18 protein-coding genes are annotated in these 24112 nt (G+C 68.0%); 7 read left to right on the top strand and 11 right to left on the bottom strand.

The window, feature by feature from the left end; genetic code table 11:
* Positions 1 to 38: 38 nt before the first annotated feature.
* Positions 39 to 1979, top strand: coding sequence for an alpha-amylase family protein (locus tag ACFRAH_RS01190; protein WP_377989086.1), 1941 nt, complete (start codon positions 39 to 41; stop codon positions 1977 to 1979).
* Here ACFRAH_RS01190 and ACFRAH_RS01185 read toward each other — a convergent pair.
* On the bottom strand, positions 1946 to 2110 hold the full coding sequence (locus ACFRAH_RS01185; protein ID WP_377989085.1) for a hypothetical protein: 165 nt from the start codon (positions 2108 to 2110) through the stop codon (positions 1946 to 1948). The two genes, ACFRAH_RS01190 and ACFRAH_RS01185, sit on opposite strands and share 34 nt — an antisense overlap.
* A gap of 170 nt (positions 2111 to 2280) precedes the next feature.
* On the opposite strand from ACFRAH_RS01185, the gene ACFRAH_RS01180 reads away from it, so the two are divergent.
* Positions 2281 to 2970 (top strand): alpha/beta family hydrolase, encoded by a 690-nt coding sequence (locus ACFRAH_RS01180; protein WP_377989084.1) that lies wholly within the window; start codon positions 2281 to 2283, stop codon positions 2968 to 2970.
* Positions 2971 to 2996: 26 nt separating this feature from the next.
* On the opposite strand, the gene ACFRAH_RS01175 is transcribed toward ACFRAH_RS01180, so the two are convergent.
* Both ACFRAH_RS01175 and ACFRAH_RS01170 read right to left on the bottom strand, forming a co-directional pair.
* Positions 2997 to 3551: a hypothetical protein gene (locus ACFRAH_RS01175; protein ID WP_377989083.1), complete on the bottom strand. Its 555-nt coding sequence runs from the start codon at positions 3549 to 3551 to the stop codon at positions 2997 to 2999.
* Between the two features lie 154 nt (positions 3552 to 3705).
* Complete coding sequence (locus ACFRAH_RS01170) at positions 3706 to 5886, bottom strand: elongation factor G-like protein EF-G2 (RefSeq protein ID WP_377989082.1); 2181 nt, start codon at positions 5884 to 5886, stop codon at positions 3706 to 3708.
* A 249-nt stretch (positions 5887 to 6135) separates the two neighbouring features.
* Here ACFRAH_RS01170 and ACFRAH_RS01165 point away from each other — a divergent pair, with 249 nt between their 5' ends.
* Positions 6136 to 8265: a glycogen debranching N-terminal domain-containing protein gene (locus ACFRAH_RS01165; RefSeq protein ID WP_377989081.1), complete on the top strand. Its 2130-nt coding sequence runs from the start codon at positions 6136 to 6138 to the stop codon at positions 8263 to 8265.
* A 100-nt stretch (positions 8266 to 8365) separates the two neighbouring features.
* Complete coding sequence (locus ACFRAH_RS01160) at positions 8366 to 9397, top strand: glycosyltransferase family 4 protein (RefSeq protein ID WP_377989080.1); 1032 nt, start codon at positions 8366 to 8368, stop codon at positions 9395 to 9397.
* Here the strand turns inward: ACFRAH_RS01160 and hrpB are convergent, their stop codons facing one another.
* From hrpB to ACFRAH_RS01145, 3 genes are all read right to left on the bottom strand, one after another.
* A complete protein-coding gene (hrpB, locus tag ACFRAH_RS01155) occupies positions 9398 to 12100 on the bottom strand; it encodes an ATP-dependent helicase HrpB (RefSeq protein WP_377989079.1) in 2703 nt (900 codons plus the stop codon).
* A 108-nt stretch (positions 12101 to 12208) separates the two neighbouring features.
* Positions 12209 to 13822, bottom strand: coding sequence for a DUF222 domain-containing protein (locus ACFRAH_RS01150; RefSeq protein ID WP_377989078.1), 1614 nt, complete (start codon positions 13820 to 13822; stop codon positions 12209 to 12211).
* Between the two features lie 87 nt (positions 13823 to 13909).
* Entirely contained in the window at positions 13910 to 14641 is a 732-nt protein-coding gene (locus ACFRAH_RS01145) for a hypothetical protein (protein WP_377989077.1), read from the bottom strand.
* 162 nt (positions 14642 to 14803) lie between these two features.
* Between ACFRAH_RS01145 and ACFRAH_RS01140 the strand changes: the two genes are divergently transcribed.
* Positions 14804 to 15442 carry a hypothetical protein gene (locus ACFRAH_RS01140; protein WP_377989076.1) on the top strand — a complete coding sequence of 213 codons (639 nt, stop codon included), beginning with the start codon at positions 14804 to 14806 and terminating at the stop codon, positions 15440 to 15442.
* A 7-nt stretch (positions 15443 to 15449) separates the two neighbouring features.
* Here the strand turns inward: ACFRAH_RS01140 and ACFRAH_RS01135 are convergent, their stop codons facing one another.
* The 3 genes from ACFRAH_RS01135 to ACFRAH_RS01125 all read right to left on the bottom strand — a co-directional run bounded on the left by ACFRAH_RS01135 (position 15450) and on the right by ACFRAH_RS01125 (position 19507).
* Positions 15450 to 16262 (bottom strand): alpha/beta fold hydrolase, encoded by an 813-nt coding sequence (locus ACFRAH_RS01135; RefSeq protein ID WP_377989075.1) that lies wholly within the window; start codon positions 16260 to 16262, stop codon positions 15450 to 15452.
* Positions 16263 to 16318: 56 nt separating this feature from the next.
* Positions 16319 to 18166 carry a gamma-glutamyltransferase gene (gene ggt / locus ACFRAH_RS01130; RefSeq protein ID WP_377989074.1) on the bottom strand — a complete coding sequence of 616 codons (1848 nt, stop codon included), beginning with the start codon at positions 18164 to 18166 and terminating at the stop codon, positions 16319 to 16321.
* A gap of 99 nt (positions 18167 to 18265) precedes the next feature.
* Positions 18266 to 19507 (bottom strand): MFS transporter, encoded by a 1242-nt coding sequence (locus ACFRAH_RS01125; RefSeq protein WP_377989198.1) that lies wholly within the window; start codon positions 19505 to 19507, stop codon positions 18266 to 18268.
* A 196-nt stretch (positions 19508 to 19703) separates the two neighbouring features.
* On the opposite strand from ACFRAH_RS01125, the gene ACFRAH_RS01120 reads away from it, so the two are divergent.
* Complete coding sequence (locus ACFRAH_RS01120; protein WP_377989073.1) at positions 19704 to 21857, top strand: glycogen debranching N-terminal domain-containing protein; 2154 nt, start codon at positions 19704 to 19706, stop codon at positions 21855 to 21857.
* A gap of 3 nt (positions 21858 to 21860) precedes the next feature.
* Here the strand turns inward: ACFRAH_RS01120 and ACFRAH_RS01115 are convergent, their stop codons facing one another.
* Positions 21861 to 22799 (bottom strand): 5'-3' exonuclease H3TH domain-containing protein, encoded by a 939-nt coding sequence (locus tag ACFRAH_RS01115; RefSeq protein ID WP_377989197.1) that lies wholly within the window; start codon positions 22797 to 22799, stop codon positions 21861 to 21863.
* Between the two features lie 67 nt (positions 22800 to 22866).
* Here ACFRAH_RS01115 and ACFRAH_RS01110 point away from each other — a divergent pair, with 67 nt between their 5' ends.
* Positions 22867 to 23454 carry an HhH-GPD-type base excision DNA repair protein gene (locus tag ACFRAH_RS01110; RefSeq protein WP_377989072.1) on the top strand — a complete coding sequence of 196 codons (588 nt, stop codon included), beginning with the start codon at positions 22867 to 22869 and terminating at the stop codon, positions 23452 to 23454.
* Positions 23455 to 23513: 59 nt separating this feature from the next.
* On the opposite strand, the gene ACFRAH_RS01105 is transcribed toward ACFRAH_RS01110, so the two are convergent.
* Complete coding sequence (locus ACFRAH_RS01105) at positions 23514 to 23978, bottom strand: phage tail protein (protein WP_377989071.1); 465 nt, start codon at positions 23976 to 23978, stop codon at positions 23514 to 23516.
* Between the last annotated feature and the right edge of the window lie 134 nt (positions 23979 to 24112).

The following is a 24112-nucleotide window of genomic DNA, read 5'->3' as shown; positions in this document are numbered from 1 at the left end:
CCGCCAGGCGCAAAGCATCCTCGAAGGAGTCCCGTTCCATGGTTGAATCCGCGAGTCTGGACGCTACCCAAGGACCATTTGCCGCCCGGGAATCCGGTGGACCCCAGCTGTTCTATACGGCGGCTGAGCAGGCCGGGCTGGCACCGGGCAGCGGGGACTGGACCGCACTGGAGCAGCGCTTCGACCGGCATTTCCCTGACCTGTCCAGGCTGTTCCGTTCGCTCTACGGATCGCGGCCGGACGTTGATAAGCAGCTGGCCGACCTGGCCCTGGAGATTGCCCGTTCCTGGCGGGACCGGCCCGCGGACCTGAAGGAGCTCGACGCAGTCCGCGAAGGCAACAGCGAGTGGTTCCAGTCCAACCGCATGCTCGGCGGCGTCTGCTACGTGGACCGGTACGCGGCGGACCTGGAAGGGGTCCGTGCACGCATCCCCTATTTCAAGGAACTGGGCCTCACCTACCTGCACCTGATGCCGCTGTTCCTCGCCCCGGAACCGCTGTCCGACGGCGGCTATGCCGTCTCCAGTTACCGCGAGGTCAACCCGAAGCTCGGCACCATGGACCAGTTGCGGGCTCTCGCCGCAGAACTGCGTGACAACGGCATCAGCCTGGTGGTGGACTTCATCTTCAACCACACCTCCAATGAGCACGAGTGGGCGCAGCGGGCCGCCGCGGGCGATCCGCGCTACAGCGACTACTACTGGATCTTCCCGGACCGCGCCATGCCCGACGCGTTCGAACGGGACGTGCGCGAGATCTTCCCCGAAGACCACCCCGGCTCCTTCGTGCAGCTGCCCGACGGCCGGTGGGTCTGGGCCACCTTCCACACATTCCAGTGGGACCTGAACTACTCCAATCCGGAAGTCTTCCGTGCCATGGCCGGCGAGATGCTGTTCCTGGCCAACCTGGGCGTGGACATTCTCCGGATGGACGCCGTGGCGTTCATCTGGAAGCAGCTGGGCACGCCGTGCGAGAGCCTGCCCGAGGCGCACACGTTGCTGCAGGCCTTCAACGCCGTCTGCCGGCTCGCGGCGCCGTCGCTGCTGTTCAAATCCGAGGCGATCGTGCACCCGGATGAAGTGGCCCTGTACATCGATCCGGCCGAGTGCCAGCTTTCCTACAACCCGCTGCAGATGGCGCTGACCTGGGAGGCCCTGGCCACGCGGAACGTGTCGCTGCTGGCCCAGGCCCTCGAGCGGCGGCACAACATCGCGCCGGGGACGTCCTGGGTGAACTACGTGCGGAGCCACGATGACATCGGCTGGACCTTTGCCGACGAGGATGCGGCCGAATTCGGCATCAACGGCTTCGACCACCGCCGGTTCCTGAACTCGTTCTACGTCAACCGGTTCCCCGGCAGCTTCGCCCACGGGGTGCCGTTCCAGGACAACCCGCGCACCGGCGACTGCCGCATCTCCGGCACCACGGCGTCGCTGAGCGGCCTGGAGGACGGTTCCGCGGAGGCGATCCGCCGCGTCCTGCTGACCCACTCGGTGGCCTTCAGCACCGGCGGCATCCCGCTGCTCTACCTGGGCGACGAGGTGGGACAGCTCAATGACTACGGGTATGCGCAGGAGGACGGCCACGAGGCCGACAGCCGGTGGGTGCACCGGCCGCAGTTCCCCGCCGAAAAGTACGCCAGGCGCCTGGACCCGGCCACCCCCGAGGGTGCCGTGTATGCGGGGTTGCGGCGGCTGGCTGAGGTCCGTGCCGGCACACCGGAGCTGGCCGGCACCCGCCTGGTTCCGTTCACCACGAACAACCCCGCCGTGCTGGGGTACCAGCGGCCGGGCGAGGGAACGGTGGTCCTGGCCCTGGCCAACTTCAGTGAAAACCCGCAGGTGGTCTCGGCGGAAACACTGTCCGGGTTCGCGGCGGAAGCTTTGGACCTGTTCTCAGAGGAACCGGTTCGGATCGATGAGGGACTGGTGCTGCGGCCGCAGGACTACGCCTGGCTCAGGGTTGTCCCGGCTTCCTGAGAACTCCCGCCGACGTCATCGGGGCTGAAGGCCGCGGTGCCGCAGAAAGCCGCGACCAGCATGGCAAGAAGCGCCGCGCCGAGCCTGCCGCTGCCGATCGTCAAGGGTGCGATGGGCCGGTACACGATCATGATTGTTCCTCCTGGCGGGTGTTTCTCTGTTGCCGGCGTATCCGGATTCTGTATCAACGGTCCGGTTCGGAGCTGGCTGGAGACTTTTGCCCGCCTGTGCCTGGCCTGTGCATCACAGGCGTCCGGATGTGCGCCCGGACCAGTCCCTCCCGATCGGGCATGATGGAGTCATGCCCACTGCTGATACCCCCGTCACCATCGCCGTCGGCGATGGCCATGTCTCCGGCGCCTACGCTCGGCCGGCCAATCCGTTCGCAACCCTGGTGCTGGCCCATGGCGCCGGGGCGGGCATGGAACATCCGTTCATGCGCGGCTTCACGGCAGCCCTTAACGACGACGGCGTGGCCACCTTGCGCTTCAACTTCCCCTACCGCGAGGCGGGCCGGAAGTTCCCCGACCGTCCGCCCGCTGCGATTGCCACGTGGCGGGCCGCGATGGCCGAGGCGGCGGCCCGCTCCCGGTCCGCCGGGGAAGCCGAGCCGGTATGGGCGGCCGGGAAGTCGTTCGGCGGCCGGATGGCCTCCATGGCTGTGGCCGAGGGGATGCCCGCGGCCGGACTGGTCTACCTCGGCTACCCGCTGCACCCACCGGGCAAGCCGGAGAAGATCCGCGACGAGCACCTCTACGGGGTGGAAACCCCCATGCTGTTCCTCCAGGGGACGCGCGACACCTTCGCCACCCGGGAGCTGCTGGAAGGCGTGGTCTCCCGGATCGGGCCGACCGCCACGCTGCAGTGGTGCGAGGGCGGCGACCATTCGTTCGCGGTTGCCGGAAACAAGCGCAGCGCCGAGGACATCGGCGCCTCGCTCGGGGCACCGGTCGCCGCGTTCCTCCGCGCTCACAGTCCTGCGGGAGGTTAGAACTCCGCAAGGCACCTCGCCGTGTTCTACTTCGCGGCGGCGGTTATGGGGCCGCTCTCCTCACGGAACACGACCACGTCGCCGTAGCGCCGGGCAATTTCCGCCAGCGTCGGGTTGTCCGTCAAAGCCACGTCCCCCGGTTGCCTGAGTACGCCGACAACGACCGAGTCTATGGAGGTATTCAGCCCAACGGACTGGATACCCCCCTCCGCCGGCACAAGGTACTTCTGCACGATGACGTTTTTGACGGCATCAAGCTCGGACCAGGACCATTTGACGTCCACTGTGACGATGCGGCGGCGGCCGGGGTCCATTTTCGTTGCCAGTTCCTCGTAAGCCGTCGCGGCCGCGTGGCGCGGTTCGGCCACCCCGACGTACACCTTCGAATAATCCGACGCGAAGTAGGCACCGGAGAACGTCTCCGGATAAGCACTCGCAAACTCATTGACCTTGTCCGCGAGGGCGTTGAGCACGCCGGTCGGTGCCCCCGGCATCGGAGGATCCGTGTAGATACGGATCCTTTGACTGGCCTGAGGGGTTTGGCTCTGGCTCCCGGTGGAGGCCGCGGCGGTCTCAGTCACCGAAACTGTCGGGGTGGGGGCTTTTTCATCCGCTCCGGTGCACCCGGCCAGGCAAAGTGGACCGACGACGGCGAGCACCAGGGTTAGCACGCCGAACGGGTTAGGTGCCCGGTGCGGTTTTTCCATTGCGGGCGCCCCAGTCTCCAGGCAGCCCTCAGGCGTTCGCGGCCGCCGGCGCCACGTTCCCAGGAACCGGTTCGTGCCGCAGGTAGCTGCGGCGGAACCTGCCGGTTCCGGCGGTCAAAGCCCGGAGCTGGACCGCATACCTAAGGAGTTCCCCGTCCGGGACCTCGGCGGTGACCTCCGTGACGTCGCCGCCGGACGACGTCGTGCCCGTGAGCCGGCCACGGCGCGACGAGAGGTCGCTCATGACAGACCCCACGTATTCGTCGGGGATGCTGATGGTGACGGAGGAGACCGGCTCCAGCAGTTGGATGCGGCCGGCGGCTGCAGCCTCCCGCAGCGCCAGTGCCCCGGCGGACTGGAACGCGGCGTCGGAGGAGTCAACGCTGTGCGCCTTGCCGCCGACCAAAGTGACCCGGATGTCCACTACCGGGAAGCCGGCCGAGACACCCTTCTGCATCTGCGACCGCACGCCCTTCTCCACCGAGCCGATGAACTGGTTCGGCACCACCCCGCCCACGGTCTTGTCCACGAACTCGAAGCCCGCCCCGCGTTCCAGCGCCTCCACCTCGATGTCGCAGATGGCGTACTGGCCGTGGCCGCCGGACTGCTTGACGTAGCGCCCGTGTCCGGCGGCGGGCGCGGCAAACGTTTCCCGCAGCGGGGTCACCACAGCCACGGTCTGCAGTTTCACGCCCTGGTCGCGCAGCCTGTCCAGGACCACCTCGCCGTGCGCCTCCCCCATGCACCACAGGATCAGCTGGTGGGTTTCCGAGTTGCGCTCCACCCTGAGGGTCGGATCGCCGGCGGCCACCTTGCCCAGGCTCTTGGCGAGGGCGTCCTCGTCACTGCGGGTGGCGGCCTCGACGGCGACCGGCATGAGCGGCTCCGGCATGTCCCAGGCGGTGATCAGCAGCGGCGAATCCTTCGCCGACACGGTGTCGCCGGTCTCGGCGCTGCCAATCTTGGTGATGGCGCAGATGTCACCGGCCACGCAATACGGAACGGGCCGCAGGTTTGCCCCCAGCGGCGAATACAGGTGGGCCAGCCGCTCGTCGCTGTCGTGGTCCTCGTGTCCGCGTTCGGCCAGCCCGCGGCCGCTCACGTGCACCGCCGAATCCTCGCGCAGCGTGCCGGAAAAGACGCGCACCAGGCACACCCGCCCCAGGAACGGGTCGATGGTGGTGCGCACCACCTCGGCCGCCAGCGGCCCCTCCGGGTCGCACGTCAGCGGTCCTGCCGGCTCCCCGGCGAGGTCGGTCACGTCCGGCACGGCGCGCTCCAGTGGCGTCGGGAAGGCGCGGGTCAGCATGTCCAGCAGCTCGGTCATCCCCAGGCCGGTTTCGGCCGACGCCGCCAGAACGGGAAAGAACGAACCCCGGGCCACAGCCGTTTCGAGGTCACCCACCAGGACGTCGACGTCGATATCCTCACCGCCGAGGTAGCGGTCCATCAGGGACTCATCCTCGCTCTCGGAGATGATTCCTTCGATGAGCATGCCGCGCTCGGATTCGGCCGCGGCACGCTCATCGGCACTGGCGTCCCGGACCGCGGGCTCCGGGGACTCGCCGTCGTACTCGGAAACCTGCCCTGACAGCAGGCCCAGCAGCCCGCTGACGCTGCCGTCAGCGCGGACCGGAAGGTAGGCAGGCACCACGGACTGTCCGAAGGCACGCTGGCAGGCGGCAAGGGCGGCCTCGAAATTGGCCCGCGGGTGGTCGAGCCGCGTAATCACCACGGCCCGCGGTGTATCCAGCTGGGCGCACTCCGCCCACAGCGCGGTGGTGGCGGCGTCTATGCCGTCCACGGCCGAGACCACAAACAGCGCCGCGTCCGCAGCGCGCAGCCCCGCCCGCAGCTCCCCGGTGAAATCGCCGTAACCCGGCGTGTCCAGCAGGTTCACCTTGACGCCGTCGTAAATCAGCGGCGCCACGGACAGGACCACGGAGCGCTGCTGGTGGATCTCCGACGGTTCCGCGTCGCTGACCGTGTTGCCGTCAACGATGGAACCCATCCGCGGGATGGTCCCGGCGGCGGCGAGCAGGGCCTCGAGCAGCAGGGTTTTGCCGGCCCCCGAGTGTCCCACCAGCGCGACGTTGCGGATGCCCTCCGGCTTGTCCACCGGCGCTCCAGCCGACGCGTCCGCACGCCGGAGATCGGAACTGCCCCGGCCCGGACCCTTGCCCCGGCCGTTAGTGCCTTTTACCGACATGACCATCTCCCGGCGTGCTAGTCGTGAGCCGCCAAGCGGCCTTAGTAAGAAGATTCGACACCTAAAGCCGCTGTTCAGCAAGGGGTCACGGCCCCTCAGCAGGAGTCCGACGGCGCGGCGGTGCGGCTCTGCGGGGCAGCCCCGCCGAAGAGGAATCACCCGTTGCGGCCTCATCCCGGTAGGGGGACGATGGATAACGTGGCCGCAGGGCCGGCCCATGCCATCCGACCAGTCGCCAGGGAGCAGTCGATGAGTGCGTGGAATGAAAATATCGGTGCAGGATCATCCGGACTGACGGCGGTGACCGTGGTGGAGGGCTCCTCCTTCTGCATCTCCGCCGAGAGCGGGGACGTGTTTCCCGGCCAGCCGCAGGGCGCTTTCTACCAGGACACCCGGATTCTGTCCCGCTGGCAGCTGACGGTCGACGGCGTTCCGCTGGAACCGCTGTCCGGCCAGACCCGTGAGCCCTACCGCGCAGTGTTCGTGGGCAGGCCCCGCGGCGCCAACGGCGCAGTGGAAAGCCCGCTGGTGGTTGAGCACAGCCGGCAGGTCGGGCCGGGGCTGCGGGACGACATCAAGGTCCATAACTACTCGGAGAAGCCGCTGACCTGCCGCATCCAGATCAGGGTGGACGCTGACCTGAGCGACCTGTTCGACGTCAAGGGCGGAAAGGTGGTTCCCTCCGCGGAACACAGCCGGAAGGTCCGGGCGGACGCCCTGCAGATAGACGCCATCCGCAACGGCGTCCACCGCGGCGTGGTCATCAGCGCCCAGGGAGCAGCGGCCACCGAGGATGCCCTGACGTTCGACGCCGAACTGGCCCCCCGCGGTAACTGGACCGCCACCGTCTTCACCACTCCCCTGGTGGACGGCGCCGGGCCTGAGGAACCCTTCACGCATGAGACGGCCCTTCATGTCGGCGCGCAGCGCTACGCGGCCTGGGAGGAACATGTCCCGCGGCTCACCGTGACGGACAAGAACGTGGAAAAGGTCCTCACCCGCAGCCAGGAGGACCTCGGCGCCCTCCGGATCTTCGATCCCGACCATCCCGAACGGGCCGCCGTCGCCGCCGGCGCCCCGTGGTTCATGGCGCTGTTCGGCCGGGACTCCATCCTGTCCTCCTACATGGCGCTGGCGGTGGATCCGAAGCTTGCGGCCGGGACACTCCAGACCCTGGCCTCGCTGCAAGGGGAGAAAGTTGATCCGGATACCGAGGAGGAGCCGGGCAGGATCCTGCACGAGGTGCGGCTGGGCGTCACCGCCGGGCTGGCACTCGGCGGCAGCCAGGCGTACTACGGCACCGCCGATGCCACGCCCCTGTTCGTGGCACTGTTGGCGGAGCTGGGACGCTGGGGGCTGGCGGGTGACCTGCTGGAATCGCTCCTGCCGCATGCGGACCGGGCCCTGGAGTGGGTGGAGCGGTACGGCGACCGTGACGGCGACGGCTTCGTGGAATACCAGCGCGCCAACGAGCACGGACTGCTGAACCAGGGCTGGAAGGATTCCTGGGACGGCATCAACTTCGCCGACGGCCGGATGGCGGAGGCCCCCATAGCGCTGTGCGAGGTCCAGGGCTACGTCTACGGCGCCTACCTCGGACGCGCGCTGCTCGCCCAGCAGCTGGGTGACACGGAACTGGCGTCCAAATGGAACAACCGGGCCGCCGACATCAAGGCCGAGTTCAACGAGAAATTCTGGCTCCCCAAAAAGGGGTACTTTGCCGTGGCCCTGGACAAGGACAAGCAGCCGGTGGATGCCTGCACATCCAACATGGGCCACTGCCTGTGGTCGGCCATCGTGGACGCGGACAAGGCGCCCCTGGTGGCAGAGCGGCTCATGTCGCCGGAGATGTTCACGGGCTGGGGAATCCGGACGCTCGCCTCTGACATGGGCGCCTACAACCCGGTCAGCTACCACAACGGTTCGGTGTGGCCGCACGACACGGCCCTGATAGCCGGCGGACTGATGCGGTACGGGTTCGTCGAGGAGGCCACGCGGATTGCCATGGGCCTGTTTGATGCGGCGGAAAAGTTCGACGGGCGGCTGCCGGAACTCCTCTGCGGGTTTCCGCGGGACGATTTCCCTGAACCGGTCCCCTTCCCCACGTCCTGCTCGCCGCAGGCCTGGGCCTCAGCCGCGCCGGTGCACCTGATGCGGATCCTGCTCCGCTTCGATCCCCTGCTTCCCCGCGAAGAGGTCTGCCTGGCCCCCGTGCTTCCTGCTGCGTTCGGCAGCTTCAGGGCAGACCACGTGCAAATGGACAATTCCCGGATCACCGTTCAAGCCACCGGCACGGAAGGGTCCATCGACGGCCTGCGCCAGGGCCTGACTCTGCTGCACGAGCCCCGTCCGCCGCTGGCGCGGCTGATGGCGCCCTGACAAACCCGGCGCCATAGCAAACGCGCTTGTCCCACCCACAACTGAATGGTCTCAGTAGTTAAGACGGTCTCAGAACATCCGGACAACAAGGGAGCTACGGATGCGTATCGGTTTAATTGCGGGGCCTTGGTATCCGATTCCCCCCACGGGGTACGGAGGCATCGAGCTAGTGGTTGATGCCCTCGCCAGGGGATTTGCCAGGGCAGGGCACGAGGTGCTGCTCGCCGCCCCGGCGGACAGCACCTGCCCGGTGACGCAGCTCCCCGGGATGCGCACTTCCGAGCCTGACCTCGTGGGATTCACCTCTTCTGAACTCAGCCACGTCATTAACGCCTATGCCGGGATGGACGGCATGGTGGACCTGGTCCATGACCACACCCTGGCCGGCCCGCTCTACCGGGGACGCCCCGAGGGGCTGCCGGTGGTGACCACGCTTCACAGCGACCTGAACCCCTCCTACACCGCCGTTTATGGTGCAGCAGCACGGGACACAACTCTGATCGCCATCTCCAGGAGCCAGGTGAGCACTGCGCTGGCCGACCGGGTCGCGGCCGTCATCCCGCACGGCATGGAGGTGGCCGCTGTTCCGGTAGGGCAGGGGCAGGGCGGCTACGCGTGTTTCCTCGGCCGGATGTGTCCCGACAAGGGCGTGGTGGAGGCCATCACGATGGCCCGGCTGGCAGGTATCCCGCTCCGCATCGCTGCGAAGATGCGGGAGCCCGCTGAGGTGCAGTACTTCCACGACGTCGTGGAGCCGATGCTGCGACCTGACGTGGAGTTCCTCGGTGAAGTGGGCGGCGACGACAAGTACGAGCTGCTGGGTGCCGCCGTCGCCCTGCTCAACCCCATCCAGTGGATGGAGCCGTTCGGCCTGGTGATGATTGAGGCGATGGCCACCGGCACCCCGGTGGTCGCCACACGTATGGGCTCGGCGCCAGAGATCGTCGACGACGGCGTCACCGGCTACCTGGGCTCGTCACCGGAGGAACTGGCCGGTTTCCTGATACGGGCGTCGGACCTCGACCGGCCGACAGTCCGGGCCGAAGCTGAAGACCGCTTCAGCACCGAGCGCATGGTCGATGACCATCTGGCCCTCTACGCCCGGCTGATCGGTGTGGCCTCAGGGCGGTAATTATTTCCGGGTCTTTGTCCGTGCGGTGGCCGTCGCGGTCCAGGGATCTTCGGGCCAGGGGTGCTTGGGATAGCGGCCGCGCATCTCGGCGCGGACCTGCGCATAGGGCCCCGACCAGAACGAGGCGAGGTCATCCGTGACGGCCAGCGGCCGCCGGGCCGGCGACAGCAGGTGAAACTGCACCGCCACCCTTCCATCCGCCACCCGCGGCGTCCTGTCCCAGCCGAAGCATTCCTGGAGCTTGACCGCGACCACGGGCCTGCCGCCGTCGTCCGCGGCCGCCGGGTAATCAATCCGGACGCGGGAACCGCTGGGCACCTCCAGAAACTCCGGGGCGAGCTCGCCCAGCCGGGCGGCGTCCGGCCAGGGCAGCAGCCGCCGCAACGGTTCCGTCAGATCGATGCCGGAGGTCGGGGCCCCTCCGGCCAGCGCCTCGAGCTCCGGACCAAGCCAGTCATCGAGGTGGGCCAGCAGGGCCTGCTCGGACATGTCCGGCCAGGGAGCGCCCAGTTCCCGGTGCAGCAAGGCGAGCCGGCGGCGAATCGCCTCCGCCGCCGTCGACCATCCGATGACTCCGAGCCCCTGCTCCTCCAAGGCCCGGGCCACGGCGGCGCGACCCTCTGCCGCGGAGGCACGCACCGGCGTGGAGGAAAGCACGATGGCGCCCAGCCGCCGCTCCCGGCGGGCTGTCACCCTCCCTTGGCTGAATGAGGCCTCCACCGTGTCGCGCAGCAGGTGAGCGGCGGCGGCCTCTGCTGTGTCCGCCGTGAGCGGTGCGGCCGAGCGGATCACCGCGCCGGTCCCGGCGGCGTCCCGCCCGCCCGCCCGTGCAACCTCAGCCACAGCCAGCCATTCGTGACCGGCAAGCGGGCTGCCGGCGGGCAGCCCGGCGCGGGTGCCGGAGGTCAGTAGATAGCGCTCCGGGCCGTCCCCGGGAACGCGGCGTGCCACCCGGTCCGGAAAAGCGAGGGCCACGACCAAGCCGACCTGCTCGGCGGTTCCTGCCGGCACCTGCACCCGTGGAAGTCCGACGCCGGTCGCTGCCTGACGTGCCAGTGTGCCCATCCGTCTGGCCTCCTCGGCCCACCGCCTGGCGGCGGGATCCTTGCCGTTGCGGAGTGTTGAAACCAGGCGGGGCAGGTCGGCTCCGGTGGCGCGCTGGTCGCCTGCCACGGCGGCAACGACCTCCGCCGCCGAACAGCCGCCAGTCTTCCGCCCGCCCAGCAGTGCCGACCCGACCAGCAGGGCGCGTCCCAAACGGGGATCGGCGGGGATGCGCGCAAGCGCCTTGCCCAGCTCCGTGGCATGGCCGTCCTCCTCCACTGCGCCAAGTTCCCGGAGCACCTCGACGGCGTCTGCCATTGCCGACTGCGGCGGCGCGTCCGGCAGGGCAAGCCCCCGGCCGCCGGGTGCGCCCCAGCAGGCCAGGATCAGGGCCGCTCCGGTGAGGTCGGACACCGCGATCTCGGGAGTCTGGTGCGCAGGTGCCGCCCCCAGACTCTTCTGGTCATAGCACCGGACGACCTTCCCCGGCGCCTGCCGCGCTGCACGGCCGGCGCGCTGTTCCGCTGAGGCCCGGGAACAGGAGACGGTGACCAGGCCCGTCATGCCGCGTCCGGCGTCGCGGCGCGGTTCGCGGGACAGACCGGCGTCGACCACCAGCCGGACGCCCGGCACCGTCAGGGACGATTCGGCCAACGCCGTGGACACGATGATCCGGGCAGGATCCTCCTGATTGCGGCCGGACACGGCACGGTCCTGGGCCGCCGGGCTGACCTGTCCGTGCAGTTCCACGATTTCGACGCCGGGACCCACCCGAGTGCGCAGCCGGCCGGCCACATGCGACACCTCCCAAACGCCCGGCACGAACACCAGCGCATCAGTGCCGGGGTCGCCGGCGAGGGCTTCGGCGTGTGAGGCGGCGGCGGTATCCGCCACATGGTCCAGGAAGGCGCGCGTCACCCCGCGTCCGTCCAGGCGCGCCACGGGAGCAGGCACCCAGGCGGTTTCCAGCGGGTGAAGCGCAGAAGGGCAGTCGACGACGGGAACCGGCCCCCCGCCGTCGGCCTCCCCGTCCTGGGGGCTGCCGGGATCTGCCCCGAGCAAGGCGGCGAACCGCGGGGCGTCGAGGGTGGCGGACATGGCGACGACGACAAGGTCGCCGCGCAGCTGGCGCACCTCGGCGAGCATGCCGACCAGCAGATCAGTTTCGAGGCCGCGTTCGTGAACCTCGTCAAGGACAACGGCATCAGTGCCCTCCAGTCCGGGGTCAGCCAGCAGGCGCCGCAGCAGGATGCCCGGTGTCACAAACTCGATGAGGGTGGCGGGGCCAGCCTGCCTTTCGCCGCGGACGGTGTAGCCCACCCTGTCCCCCAGCTTCGTTCCGTCCAGCGCGGCGAGCCGCCGTGCGGCCGAGCGGGCTGCAACCCGGCGCGGCTGGGTCACGACGATGCGCGGCTGCCCCTCCGCGGCGGCAGCCGCTGCAAGGTTGGCCACCAGCGGCGGCACCAAAGTCGTTTTGCCGGTGCCGGGCGGGGCCTGGACCACCGCTGCTCCGCCGGCACCCTGCTGTCGGAGTACGTCCGCGAGCTCTTTCAGCGACTCCGCAAAGACCAGCCCGGAGCCGATGGCCTGAAGGTCGAAAGGTGTGGAAGGTGCCGGTGCGTCGTGTGGAGCGTCTTGCGGGAATGGTGCGGAAGTCACCCCTCCATTGTGCCGGTGGCAGCAGTGGGACCTGACATGGTCCCAAGGCCAGCAGGCAGGAGGGTATCTTGTCCGACACCGGCCGCTCCCTTGGGGCAGGGCATGTTCCTAGGCTGCTGTGGATGATCCCCAGTCTGGCCACGGATCAGGTGGGAGCGGTAGTCCTAGACCGTAGACCGCCGGTAGCCCGTGAACACCGTCAGCGTAGTCGGGGGCTTCCAGAGGTTCGAAGCCACTGGGATGGTGTGGCGGTTCGGGCCAGTCGGACGGTTCTAGCCAGCCGGGCGGTTCCGGTATGTCTTGGCCGGGTAGCGCGGAGAACCAGATCGGTGGTTCCCAGTCCTGCTGCTCGGCGCGGTAGTGGCGCCCCGCCGGCGAGATCCAGCCGGGCGGATGGTCCCGGGTGGCGCCGACTGGTCTCCACGCTGTGCAGTGTTTGAGGCGGTGGTGTTTGGGGCAGGGTTGGCCGAGGTTGGCGACGCCGGTGCCGCCGCCGTCGGCCCAGGCGAGGATGTGGTCGGCGTCGTTGTCGAGGGAGTGGTTGTTGCAGCCGGGGAACGTGCATTTGGCGTCCCGCAGCCGGAGCCATTGGCGCATCGGCTTCCTGACCCGGTAGCTGGTGCGTCCGATCTCCAACGGTGCCCCGTCCCGCGGGTCGGTCAGGACCCGCAGGAACGATGTTGCGCCGTTGGCGACCAGCCGGCGGGCCATCGAGGCCGGGATCGGCCCGTACCCGTCGAGTGTGGCCGGTTCCTCGGTCTGGCCGAGCAGCGAGAACACCGGAACCGTGACCAGGACCTGCGCCGCCGGGGACGGCACGCCACCGGCCGGCATCCCACCGGCAAGGATGGACCCTGCGCGGGTGCCGTCCACTCCCGCGGCCGGGCCAAGCAGCCAGGCGGAAGCGACATCAGCCCGCAGCTGCGTCAGGGTCCGGGTTTCGGTAGGCCCCTGAAGCCCACGCGCCGCGGCGGTGGCACGGTTCCAGATCCCGGCGGCCTGGTCCGCGGGCAGATACGCCGATATCCACGCCATGCCATCCCGATCCGGGGTGTACTCCAGCCGCCGGTCCTTGGCACTGTTCCGGTGGCGGGTTTCGATGCTCTCCTGATGGTGCCGTTCCCGCCAATACCGTGCCCTGGCCCGGAACCTCGCCGGTAACAGCTCCCCGGCCGGGCAACCCCGGGCCGGGTTGGGAACGCCCGGGTCCAGGAAGTGCGCCTCAAAAGCCGCCGCGGCCACCGGGTCCAGCCCGTCGGTTTCGTCGCACATGATCCGGGCGTGCTGCCACGAAATGTTCCCCGCCTGCAGCGCTGCCAGCGTCACCGGCAGCCTCGTGCTCAGCCTGCCCGATTCAACCAGCAACCGTGCCGCCGCCCCTTCGCTGACGGTCAGCGAACCGGCCACCTCCGCCATCACCGACATCTGCCGGACGGTAACAGCCTGCGGTCTTGCACCCGGAGCCGCCATCGCCGCGTCCGCCGCCACGTATCCGGTGGCGAGCTGCACCTTCACGGACGCCAGCCGGGCTTCCATCCCGGCCACCCCGGTCAGGCCGGCCAGGAACGCCGTCGCCTGCTCTCCAAGCGGGTCAACGCCATCCGACAGCGAATCAGCGCCCGCACCGGCAGGATCAGCAGTCCTGCGCAGCTCGGCAGCCACCGCCAAAGCGGAGACACTAATAGCCTCCAACGCCTCCGCAGCAGCCGTGCTGTTATCCATGCCCACAGTATGAGAGGGGGCACTGACAATTAACGCCTGGCCAAATGGCCGGTCCCGCTGCGCCGCGTCTGCACGGCCCAGGCCGCACTACCTCCGGATGACGACGTCGTCGACGTAGGTGTCGCCCATCTGGCGGGGGTGCTCGGCTCCGAACTGGACCTTGCTCAGGCTTGTGGCGCCGAGAACCACACGGTTGTTGGAGAACACCTTGGCGCCGTCAAGCCAGATCTCGACGGAGGACTTTTCACCGTTCGCCCTGACCTGCATCTGCACATGGTGCCAGGCGTTGAGGCGCATGTTCGCTACCGATAGCTTGGTGTAGGAGAACGTCCCGTTGGGATTGGTGATCCGCAGCCAGGGCGTGCCTGTGGCGTTGTCACGGAAGACGTCGGCGATCCGGGTGGCGCCCGAGAAGAACCGCACATAAGGAACGTTGTTCCCGCGCAGCCCGCCGGACACGATGTTGACCCACGCGTCGGCGCTGGCCCGGGTGGTACCGGCTCCCAGGCCGTACCCCATGTTCGCCACGGAACCGAGGGTATCGGTGGCCCGCAGCCGCGCCGAACACGTTCCCGTATGAGCCGTTGGACTGGCAACCGTCACCGTCCCATTGCCTGCTCTTGAAACCACGAACGGTGCAAGCGTATTGCCCTCAAAGGTTGTGGCGGTCAGTACCTTGCCCCCGAGGTTGGTCACCGGGACCGCCGTTCCGGGACGGCAGGTGGCCGCCAGTGCGGCCTGTGATGAACCGAAAATCAGGCTGCTCGACAGCAGCAGCCCGAGGCTTCCGATCGTGCCGAGTTTCCGTAGCTCGCCCATGGCATGTCCTCACTGTTGTTCGGTTTCGTCGCCGCAGCCATCCAGCTTGCACTCCCCGAGCACATGGTCGGCGTGGAAGGCTGCAAAAACCTTGCGGAAACCCTATGAAGCGCATAATGGCAGGATCAGGGGAAAATCACGACGGCGGCCAAGGAGGTCCGTATGCTGAGGCCCCCGCGCATCACAATCGAGGTTCCGGTGCTCGGCATCGGTGAACGTCCTGCGGACTATGAACAGCTCGCGGCGTACGCGGACGGGCTCCGGAGACCGCAGGGCCTGCACATGACCCTGCTGCACATCGGCATCCTCGACGACCTTGCCGGCGACGTTGCCGCCTGGACCAAGGGCGCCACGGATCCCGCCGCGGCAGTTGTCAAAACGGCCGACTGGCTCCGCGCGCTGCCCGTGCTGGAGGGATTCTCCGGAACAGCGGAGAGGCTCGTCCTTTTCGGCGGCGGCAGGGTATCCGGGCTCGACGTGGACGTGCCCCAGGCCGTGCGCGACTTCCAGGTCTCCCTCGTCGTGGCCCTCCACGAACTACTAGATAACCTGCTGGTGGACAACCCTGATGACTTCATCCTCAGCTCCCCAGCCCTGGGTTACAGGTACCCGCGGTGGCACCCCCACGTTGCCGTGGGCAAGCCAAAATATCAGAGTCACCCGGAGCCAGGCCGCCCAGGGGAAGGCCGGGCAAGGGAACGGAGCGGGTCCTGGGAAATCCGTCCGCTTACAGTGGACTTCGGGCCATCGCAGATCAGGAACCGTCAGTTGCTGCCGCCCGCAGGTTCCCCGGGGAAGTAAACACGTGCTAGCAGGAGTCCCGCTCGTGTACCCGGTCGAGCCACTCGGCGATTAGCGCCTTGAGGAGGCCGGGCTGCTCGTGCGGCAACGCGTGGCCCGCGCGGTCGAGCACGGCGAATGTGGCCCGTGGATAGTGCCTGAGCAGATCCCATTGGCTGGCATATCCCACCATGGAGTCCTGGCGTCCGACGGCGATAAGGACCGGGCCGGTGTACGGCGGCCCCGCTCCGGGGCTGGTACTGAACAACCAGTGCTGGCCTATCCGCTCGAGGCCGCCCTCGTCGACCAAACCCATGCCGGGAAGCACGTACTCCTGATACCGGTCCAGCGTGGCCTGCGTCTGCACCACGAAATAGTCGCGGAATACGCCTGCGTCGGCCGCGCCGAGCGTCTCGTCCGGATCGACCGAGGCGTGCAGGACCTGAGTGGCAGGCAGGTCCCGCACGTCTTCCACCAGGGGACAGATCAGAGCGAGCCCTGCCACCTGATCCGGGCGCCTGCCGGCGATGGCGCGGGCATAGTAGGCTCCGGCAGAGTGTCCGAGGAGCCGGAACCGCGCGTCGCCGATCACGCCATCAACGAAGGCGAGCAGGACGTCGAGGACATCGTCGGCGCCATTGATCGTTCCCGGCGCCGGAGTGTGCCCCATGCCCGGCAGATCCGGGTAAATGCGCCGATAGCCGGCCAGCTCGCTGAAGATCGGATCCAGGGCACCGAGCATCTCCCGGTGGTCCACGCCTGCGCCGTGCAGCACCAGGACCGGCACGCCGTCGCCGTGCTCGACGTAGTGCACCGGTACGTCACGTGCCCAGCACTCCATAACGTCAGGACTCCATAACGTCAGCCTGGCCGCTGCCCGGCAGGAAGGGCCGCCCCTCACGGCGCCGGTGAGACCACCATGGCGGAGCCTCCCCCGCGCCTGACCGGCTCAGCCGCGGCAACCATCCGTCCGCCGGACCTGAACTCGATGGCGGTGGCCGCGCCGATCTCGGCTGCCGACGTGAACGCGTCACCCGACGGCGTGAACTCGTGGCCGAACGGCATCAGCTGCTTTTCGTAAAGCGCGAGGAAGCCGGGCTCGGCCGTGACCTTGGCCGCGTTCCGCTGCGCCGCCCGCGGAGCCGCGATGGCGTCGGGGATGCTCATACCGAGGTCCACCCGGTTCAGGATGGTCTGCAAAACGGTGGTGATGATGGTCGAACCGCCCGGGGATCCGAGGGCCAGGAACGGCTCGCCGTCCTCGAGGATGATCGTCGGGGACATCGAGGACCGCGGGCGCTTGCCGGGCTCGATCCGGTTCGGGTCCTTGGGGTCGTACACGGTGGAGAAGTCGGTCAGCTCGTTGTTCAGCAGGAATCCCCGGCCGGGAACCACGATGCCTGAGCCGCCGGTCTGCTCGATGGTGAGCGTGTATTCGACGACGTTGCCCCACTTGTCCGCGACGGTCAGGTTGGTGGTGGAGATGTTCTCGGTGTCCTTCTCGCTGGCGGGGGCCGCCGCGGTGGCCGGGCACGCGCCGTCGAAATTGGCCACGTCACCGGGAGCCACCGGCTTCACGGCTGCAATCTTCGGATTTATCTCGCAGGAGCGTTCCTTGCCGAACCGCGGGTCGGTCAGGGCGTCGGTGGGAACGTCGACGAATGCCGGATCGCCCACGTACTTGCCGCGGTCCGCAAAGGCGAGTGCGCTGGCCTCAAGGTAGTGGTGCAGCGCGCTGGGTTCGGACATCCCCGAAAGGTCGAACGGCTCAAGAATGTTCAGGGCCTCGCCCACCGTGGTGCCGCCGCTGCTCGACGGAGCCATGCCGTAGACGTCCAGGCCGCGGTATTCCACGTGGGTGGGCGACTGGTTCAGGGCGCGGTACCTGGCGAGGTCCGCCGTCGTCAGGTGCCCCGCAGGGACGGGGAGCTTGGTGGTCTTGGTCTTCGGCGGAGCCTGGACAGCTGCCGCTATCTCCTTCGCGAGGGCACCGTGGTAGAAGCCGCGGGTTCCCTTGTCAGCCAGCAGGCGGTAGGTGCCCGCGAGCTCCGGGTTACGGAAGATGCTGCCGACGGCGGGTGCGTCACCGCCGGGAAGGAAGAGCTTGCTGGTGGAGGTGAACGCCTCGAAGCGGAGCTTGTTGTCGAGGGTCTGCTGGCGGAAAGTATCGTCCACAACGAGGCCGCGGTCCGCCACGTTGATGGCAGGCTCGAGGACGTCGTCGAGGTCCTTGGTTCCCCACCGGTCCAGCGCGCGCTCCCATGTGGCCGGAGTGCCGGGCACGCCCACCGAGACGCCGCTGGTGACCAGTTCGGGAGTGAAGTTGTAGGGCTTGCCTGTGGGGTTTTCCGGGCTGATAGTAACGGGATCGATGAACGCGTCGTGCGGCATGGCTGCGGGCGCTGTCTCGCGGCCGTCGATGGTGCTCACGTGCCCGGTGTGTGAGCTGTAGAAGACGAAGTACCCTCCGCCGCCGACTCCGGCACTGTACGGCTCGGTCACGCCGAGGGTCGCCGCAGCTGCCACGGCGGCGTCTGCGGCGTTGCCTCCCCTGCGGAGAATTTCGATGGCCGCGGCGGAGGCTTCCGGGTCCACGGTGCTCACCGCGCCGCCGTACCCGGTGGCGGTCGCCGTCTTTTCCGTCACCCGCTCATCAGCAAACGCGGGACTGGTGACGGCCCCTGCCGTTACGCTCATCGCCAGGGCCGTGGTGACGGCTGCTATTCGGCTTCTCAGGTATGGCATGGTCGCTCCCGGGTCGGTGTAATGCGGGTTGACGGTACTGTCACGCTACTCCGCAGGGGAAGGACACTCAACGGTCCGCACATTCACCGGACAGCGGTTTCACTTGCCGTGGGATTCGTCGGCAGCGGCGCCCTGCCGGCGGCTCGCGTACAGGAACGGCACGGCGAGCAGCTGGATCACGCCGCTGAACGCCACCGAAGCGGAGTAGCCGTAGACGTCGGCCGCGCGCCCCAGCAGCGGCTGCACCACCACACCGCCGCTCGATCCCATGAGGGAGGCAAAACTGAGCACAGTGGCGCGCTGCTTGGAATCGATCATGTCATTGAGGTAGGCCTGCCCCACGGGAATCCCAACCTCGGCCACCAGCGCCCAGACAGCGAGCAAAGCCAGGGCCACCCAGAACTCCCGGGTGAAGCCGAGCGCCACCAGGATCAGCGCGCTGACGGCCCCGCTGAGGATCAGGACAGTGGTGCGTTTGCGGACCAGCCGCCGGACCCGCGGTGCCAGCCAGCCGCCGATGACCTCGGCACCTGCCACGATGGCCGCCGCCAGGCCTGCAATGGCGTAGGCGCCGCGGTCGCCGAACAGCTCAAGCAGGAACGGCTGCAGGGCGTAGAAGACGTAGATCCCGACGCCGGCCGTGAACGGCGCGGACAGCATCACGTACCGCACGGGCGGATTTTTCAGGCCGTTCTCAATGGACGCTGAAAGCACGGCGCGCGTCGCCCGCAGAGGGTGTGCCGAGCGTTCGGGGGTGAAGCCGACGTCGTGCATGAGCCACAGGGCCACGATGAACATGGCCATCAGCACGCCCACGCGCAGCAGGAACGGCACCCCGAGGTCGGTTGCCTGGGCGATCACCCCGCCCGCCACGGACCCGACGAGCATGGCGGTGCCGGACACCATCTGGCCGCGCCCGAGCACTGTTTCCAGCGCGCCATCGTAGCCGGAGAAGTGCAGCGCGTCCACCAGCCAGGCCTCCACTGCGCCGGAGAAGAAGGTGAAGCCCAGCCCAAGCAGCACGGACACCACTGCCCACCACCAGAAAGGCGCGGAAAGCTGCCACAGCAGGTAGTACAGGAGCGTCGAGACGGACAGCGTGGCGGTGCCCAGCAGGAACGAGACCCGGCGTCCCCAGCCGTCGGCCACCACCCCGGTGGGCACCTCGAAAAGAACCATCCCGGCGGTGAAGAACGCATTGGCGGCAAATGCCTCAAGGTTGCTGAGCCCGGCATCGAGCAGGAAGAGGGTGTTAATGCCCCAGATGAACGAGGCCGCAAGGGTATTGCCCAGTGTCAGCGTCATGTAGATGCGCTGCACCTTGCGGGCCGCCGGGTTCATCGCCTCGCTGTCCGGCCCGGCGCGAAGTTGGGGCACGCACCCATTCTCGTCGTGTTTGCCGGGGGCCGCCAGAGACCCTTTTATCGACGGGCGTTCGGGCGTACCGTCGTGCCCAACGGAGTAGGCGGCAGCCTGGTGGTGCGGCTTCCGGTCCGCACAGCGCCGCCTCCCTCCTGAGCCGTCGAAGGAGGCGGAAATGGCTGCTGGCTGGAATGCTGATACGGCTGCCGGTCCGGTGGGGGCGGGCACGGTCACCCTGGTGGAAGGTTCGTCCTTCTGTATTTCCTCGGCGAACGGGGACATCCATCCGGAGCATCCGCACGGGGTCTTCCATGAGGACACCCGCATCCTGTCCCGGTGGAACCTGTCCGTGAACGGCCAGCCCCTGGAGGCGCTGACGGCCGAGACCAAGGAGCCTTACCGGGCGCTGTTCATTGGCCGCGTTCCCCGCTCTGACGGCTACGCGGACAGTCCCCTGATTGTGGAGCGCCTTCGGGAGGTCGGCGCCGGGATCCTTGAACAGATCACCATCCGGAACTACTCCTCGAAGGAGACCGAATGCGTCGTTTCCCTCAGCGTTGAATCGGACTTCGCTGATCTTTTTGAGGTGAAGGAGGCACGTGTCCAGCGGCGCTGGGAGGAGTCCCGCCAGCCCGAGGGTGATTCCCTGGTGATCAGGGCCGGCTGGCAGGACCTGGTGAAGAGCGTGGTGGTCAATGCCAGGGGTGCCGAGGTCACGGCAGATTCCGTCACCTACCGGACCGTGGTCCCGGCGCGTGGCGAATGGAGCGCACGGGTGAGCGTGGCGCCGGCAACCGACGGCGGCGGGGTCCCGCCGTCGTCCCTGGTCCGAACGGTTGGTGAGGTCTCACCAAGCGACCGCCGGCGGCAGGAATGGGTGGCCAAGATACCCAAGCTGCACATGAGCAACCGCTCCATCGAGCGCACCCTGCGGCGCAGCTACGACGACCTGGGCGCCCTCCGGATCGAGGATCCCGCCCACCCCGAGCGGATCGTGGTGGCCGCGGGCGCGCCCTGGTTCATGACCCTGTTCGGCCGCGACTCGTTGTGGGCGTCGGAGATGGCACTCCCGGTGGATCCGTCCCTGGCGCTGGGTACTCTGCAGACGCTGGCCGACCGGCAGGGCAAAGTGGTGGACCCGATGAGTGAGGAGGAGCCCGGGAAGATCCTGCACGAGGTCAGGCTCGGTATCTCCAGCGGGCTGGCACTGGGCGGCAAGTCCGCGTACTACGGGAGCGTCGACGCCACGCCGCAGTTCGTCATGGCCCTTGGTTCGGTCAGCCGCTGGGGATTCGGCCGGGACACCATCGCCGCCCTGCTGCCCCATGCCGACCGTGCGCTGGACTGGGTCCGGCATTACGGCGACAAGGACGGCGACGGGTTCGTCGAGTATGAGCGGCTCAACGACCAGGGACTGATCAACCAGGGCTGGAAGGACTCGTGGGACGGGATCAACTTCGCGGACGGGACGCTGGCAAAGCCTCCGATCGCGCTGTGCGAGGTCCAGGCCCTGGTGTACTCAGCGTTTTTGTCCCGGGCGTGGATGGCGTACGACGCCGGCGACACACCTTTGGCGGCGCAGCTCACCGATGAGGCGGCGGCGCTGAAGAAGAAATTCAACGAGCAGTTTTGGCTGCCGGACCGCGGCTACTACGCCATCGCGCTTGACCGGGACAAGCGGCCCGTTGATGCGTGCGCCTCGAACATGGGGCAGTGCCTGTGGCACGGCATCGTGGATGAGGACAAGCTGCCGTTCGTCGCCGAGCGGCTGATGTCCCCGGAGATGTTCAGCGGCTGGGGCGTACGGACCCTGGCCACCGACATGGGCGCCTACAATCCCGCCAGCTACCACAACGGCTCGGTCTGGCCCCACGACAACGCCGTCATCGCGGTGGGCCTGCTGCGCTACGGCTTCGTGGAGGAGGCGCAGCGGATTGCCACGGCCCTGCTGGAGGCGGCGGATTACACCGACGGCCGGCTGCCGGAACTGTTCTGCGGCTTCAGCCGGGACCAGGTCACCGAGCCGGTGCCGTATCCGACGGCGTGCTCCCCGCAGGCGTGGGCGGCCACCACGCCGATAATGCTGGTGACCAGCCTGATGCGGTACGACGCGCACGTCTCCCGCGGCGGCGTGTGGATGGACCCGGTGCTGCCGGCCTCCTACGGGGATCTGCACATCACCAACGCGCCCATGGGTGCCGGCCGGATCACCATCGACATCACCGGCTCCGAAGCTTCCGTGCAGGGGCTGCCGGAAGGACTGACATTCCACCGCGAGCACCGGCCGTGGCTCACGGAGCTGATGGCGGAGGCAGGGCTGGGAAAGTAGGGTCTAGGAGCGGCGGTCCAGTGCTCCAAGCAGCCGCCGGACCGAGCCGCCGAGGTTCCACTCTGTGGCGAGGCGCTCGAGTTCTTCCCTCGCCCCGCCCGTGACGGGCTGGAGTTCGGCGCCCGCCTCCTCAAGGGGCGGCAACTCAAGGTTGCGCACAACATTGACGACGGCGGGGGCCACCTTGAGATAGCCGGCCGCCGCTGCGAGCCTGGACCGCACCGAGGCGGACACGCCACCTGCCGGATCTGCCGCCGCCGCGAGCAGTCCGTCGAGGGTGCCGTGTTCCAGAAGCAGGGCGGCCGCGGTCTTCTCGCCGATGCCGGCGACGCCCGGCAGCCCGTCCGAGGCGTCGCCGCGCAGGGTGGCATAGTCGGCGTACTGCTGCGGCAGTACACGGTACTTCCCGACGACGATCTCGTCGGTCAGGACTTCAAGGTTCCGCATGCCCCGGGCGGTGTAGATCACCCGCACCTGCCGGACGTCGTCGACGAGCTGGAAGAGGTCCCTGTCCCCCGTCACCACGTCCACCGGAAGGTCGGCGTGGCTGGCGTAGGTGCCCACGACGTCGTCGGCCTCATGTTCTGCGGCACCCACGACGGCTATGCCGGCGAGGCCCAGCACGTGGCGGATCAGCGGGATCTGCACCTCAAGCCCATCCGGCACCACCTCCACATCGGCCGCACCGGCCACCACTTCGGCCACCCGGTGCGCTTTGTACGTCGGGATGAGGTCGACCCGCCACTGCGGACGCCAGTCGTCGTCCCAGCAGGCCACCAGATGCGTGGCGCCGTAGTCAGTGGTGAGGCGCGCGATCATGTCGAGCAGGCCGCGAACGGCGTTCACCGGCGTGCCGTCCGGGCGGCGGATGGTGTCCGGCAGCCCGTAGAACGCACGGAAGTAGAGGGAGGCGGTGTCGAGCAGCATCAGGCGGTTGACCATGACTGATCCTGACACGGATTCATCCTGCTGTGCCTGTAACTCGGGACGGAAGTGGGAGGATGGGCAAATGGAATTGCACATCACCGGCGACGACGCCGCCGACAAACTGCTCAGCGATGACGCCTTCGCACTGCTTACCGGCATGCTGCTGGACCAGCAGGTGACCATGGAATCGGCGTTCGCCGGCCCAGAGAAGATCCGCACGCGCATCGGCTCCATCAGCCCGGCCGCCGTCGCCGAATACGACCCGGCAGGCTTCGTTGACGTTTTCAAGGAACGTCCGGCAGTGCACCGCTTCCCCGGCTCCATGGCAGCCCGCGTCCAGGCGCTCGCCGAGGCTGTCGAGAGCGACTGGAACGGTGAAGCAACCGCCATCTGGACCCGCGACGAGCCGGACGGAAAGGAAGTGCTCCGCCGGCTGAAGGCGCTGCCCGGGTTCGGCGAGCAGAAGGCCAAGATCTTCCTGGCATTGCTTGGCAAGCAGTGCGGACTCCAGGCACCGGGCTGGCGGGAAGCCGCCGGCCACTATGGCGAGGAGGGCTCATACCTCTCTGTTGCGGACATCGTGGACCCAGAGTCGCTGACGAAGGTCCGCGCCAGCAAGCAGGCCGCCAAGGCCGCCGCTAAGGCAGCCAAGGCGCCCGCCGCCGGTTAACAACTAGACGTACGACGGCGGGCGGTTGCCTTGGCGGGTCTGCTCAGTACTGGGTCTGCTCAGTATTCGCCCTTGATCACGAAGTAGGAGCCGCGGATCACCCCGGCCAGCTTCGACTTCTGGCGGGCGAACTTAAAGCTTGACGCGAGTTCCTCGGGAACTTCCATCCCGTCCGAGAGCTTGAAGCCCACCGCGCGCTTCGATCCGGCCTCGATGCCGTACATCACGTTGATGGACAGGCCGGATTCGTAGAACACGTACGCCATCCGCAGGCCGTCCACCTCGAAGGATGTCACCTCAAGCGGACGGGATGAGATGACGATGTTGCGCTCCTCGGCGAGGATTCGGTTCACCCACTCGAGGGTTTCCGGCGCGTCGCCTGCGGGCTGGACGGTGAAAACGTGGTCGTACTTGTTCTTGTAGTAGCGCGCCTCGTTGGCGCGCAGTCCTGCCAGCGTTTCCGCCACGGGGGACGGCTCCAGGCCGACGGTGGACACGTTCTGGAAGTCTACGGTGTATGGCATGCGCCCTCCTGGCACTGGTTAATCTCATACTGTTTCATCGCACTCCTCACCCTACGTCCAGCGCCGCGGGCCGGCTTCTCGATTCCTGATTGATCCGGGCTACATTGTTTCGGGCACCACTGATTCGGGCAACA

Source organism: Arthrobacter sp. NPDC056727 (genome assembly GCF_042790555.1).
Taxonomy (GTDB): Bacteria; Actinomycetota; Actinomycetes; order Actinomycetales; family Micrococcaceae; genus Arthrobacter.
This window is presented reverse-complemented; position numbering and strand designations above follow the sequence as displayed.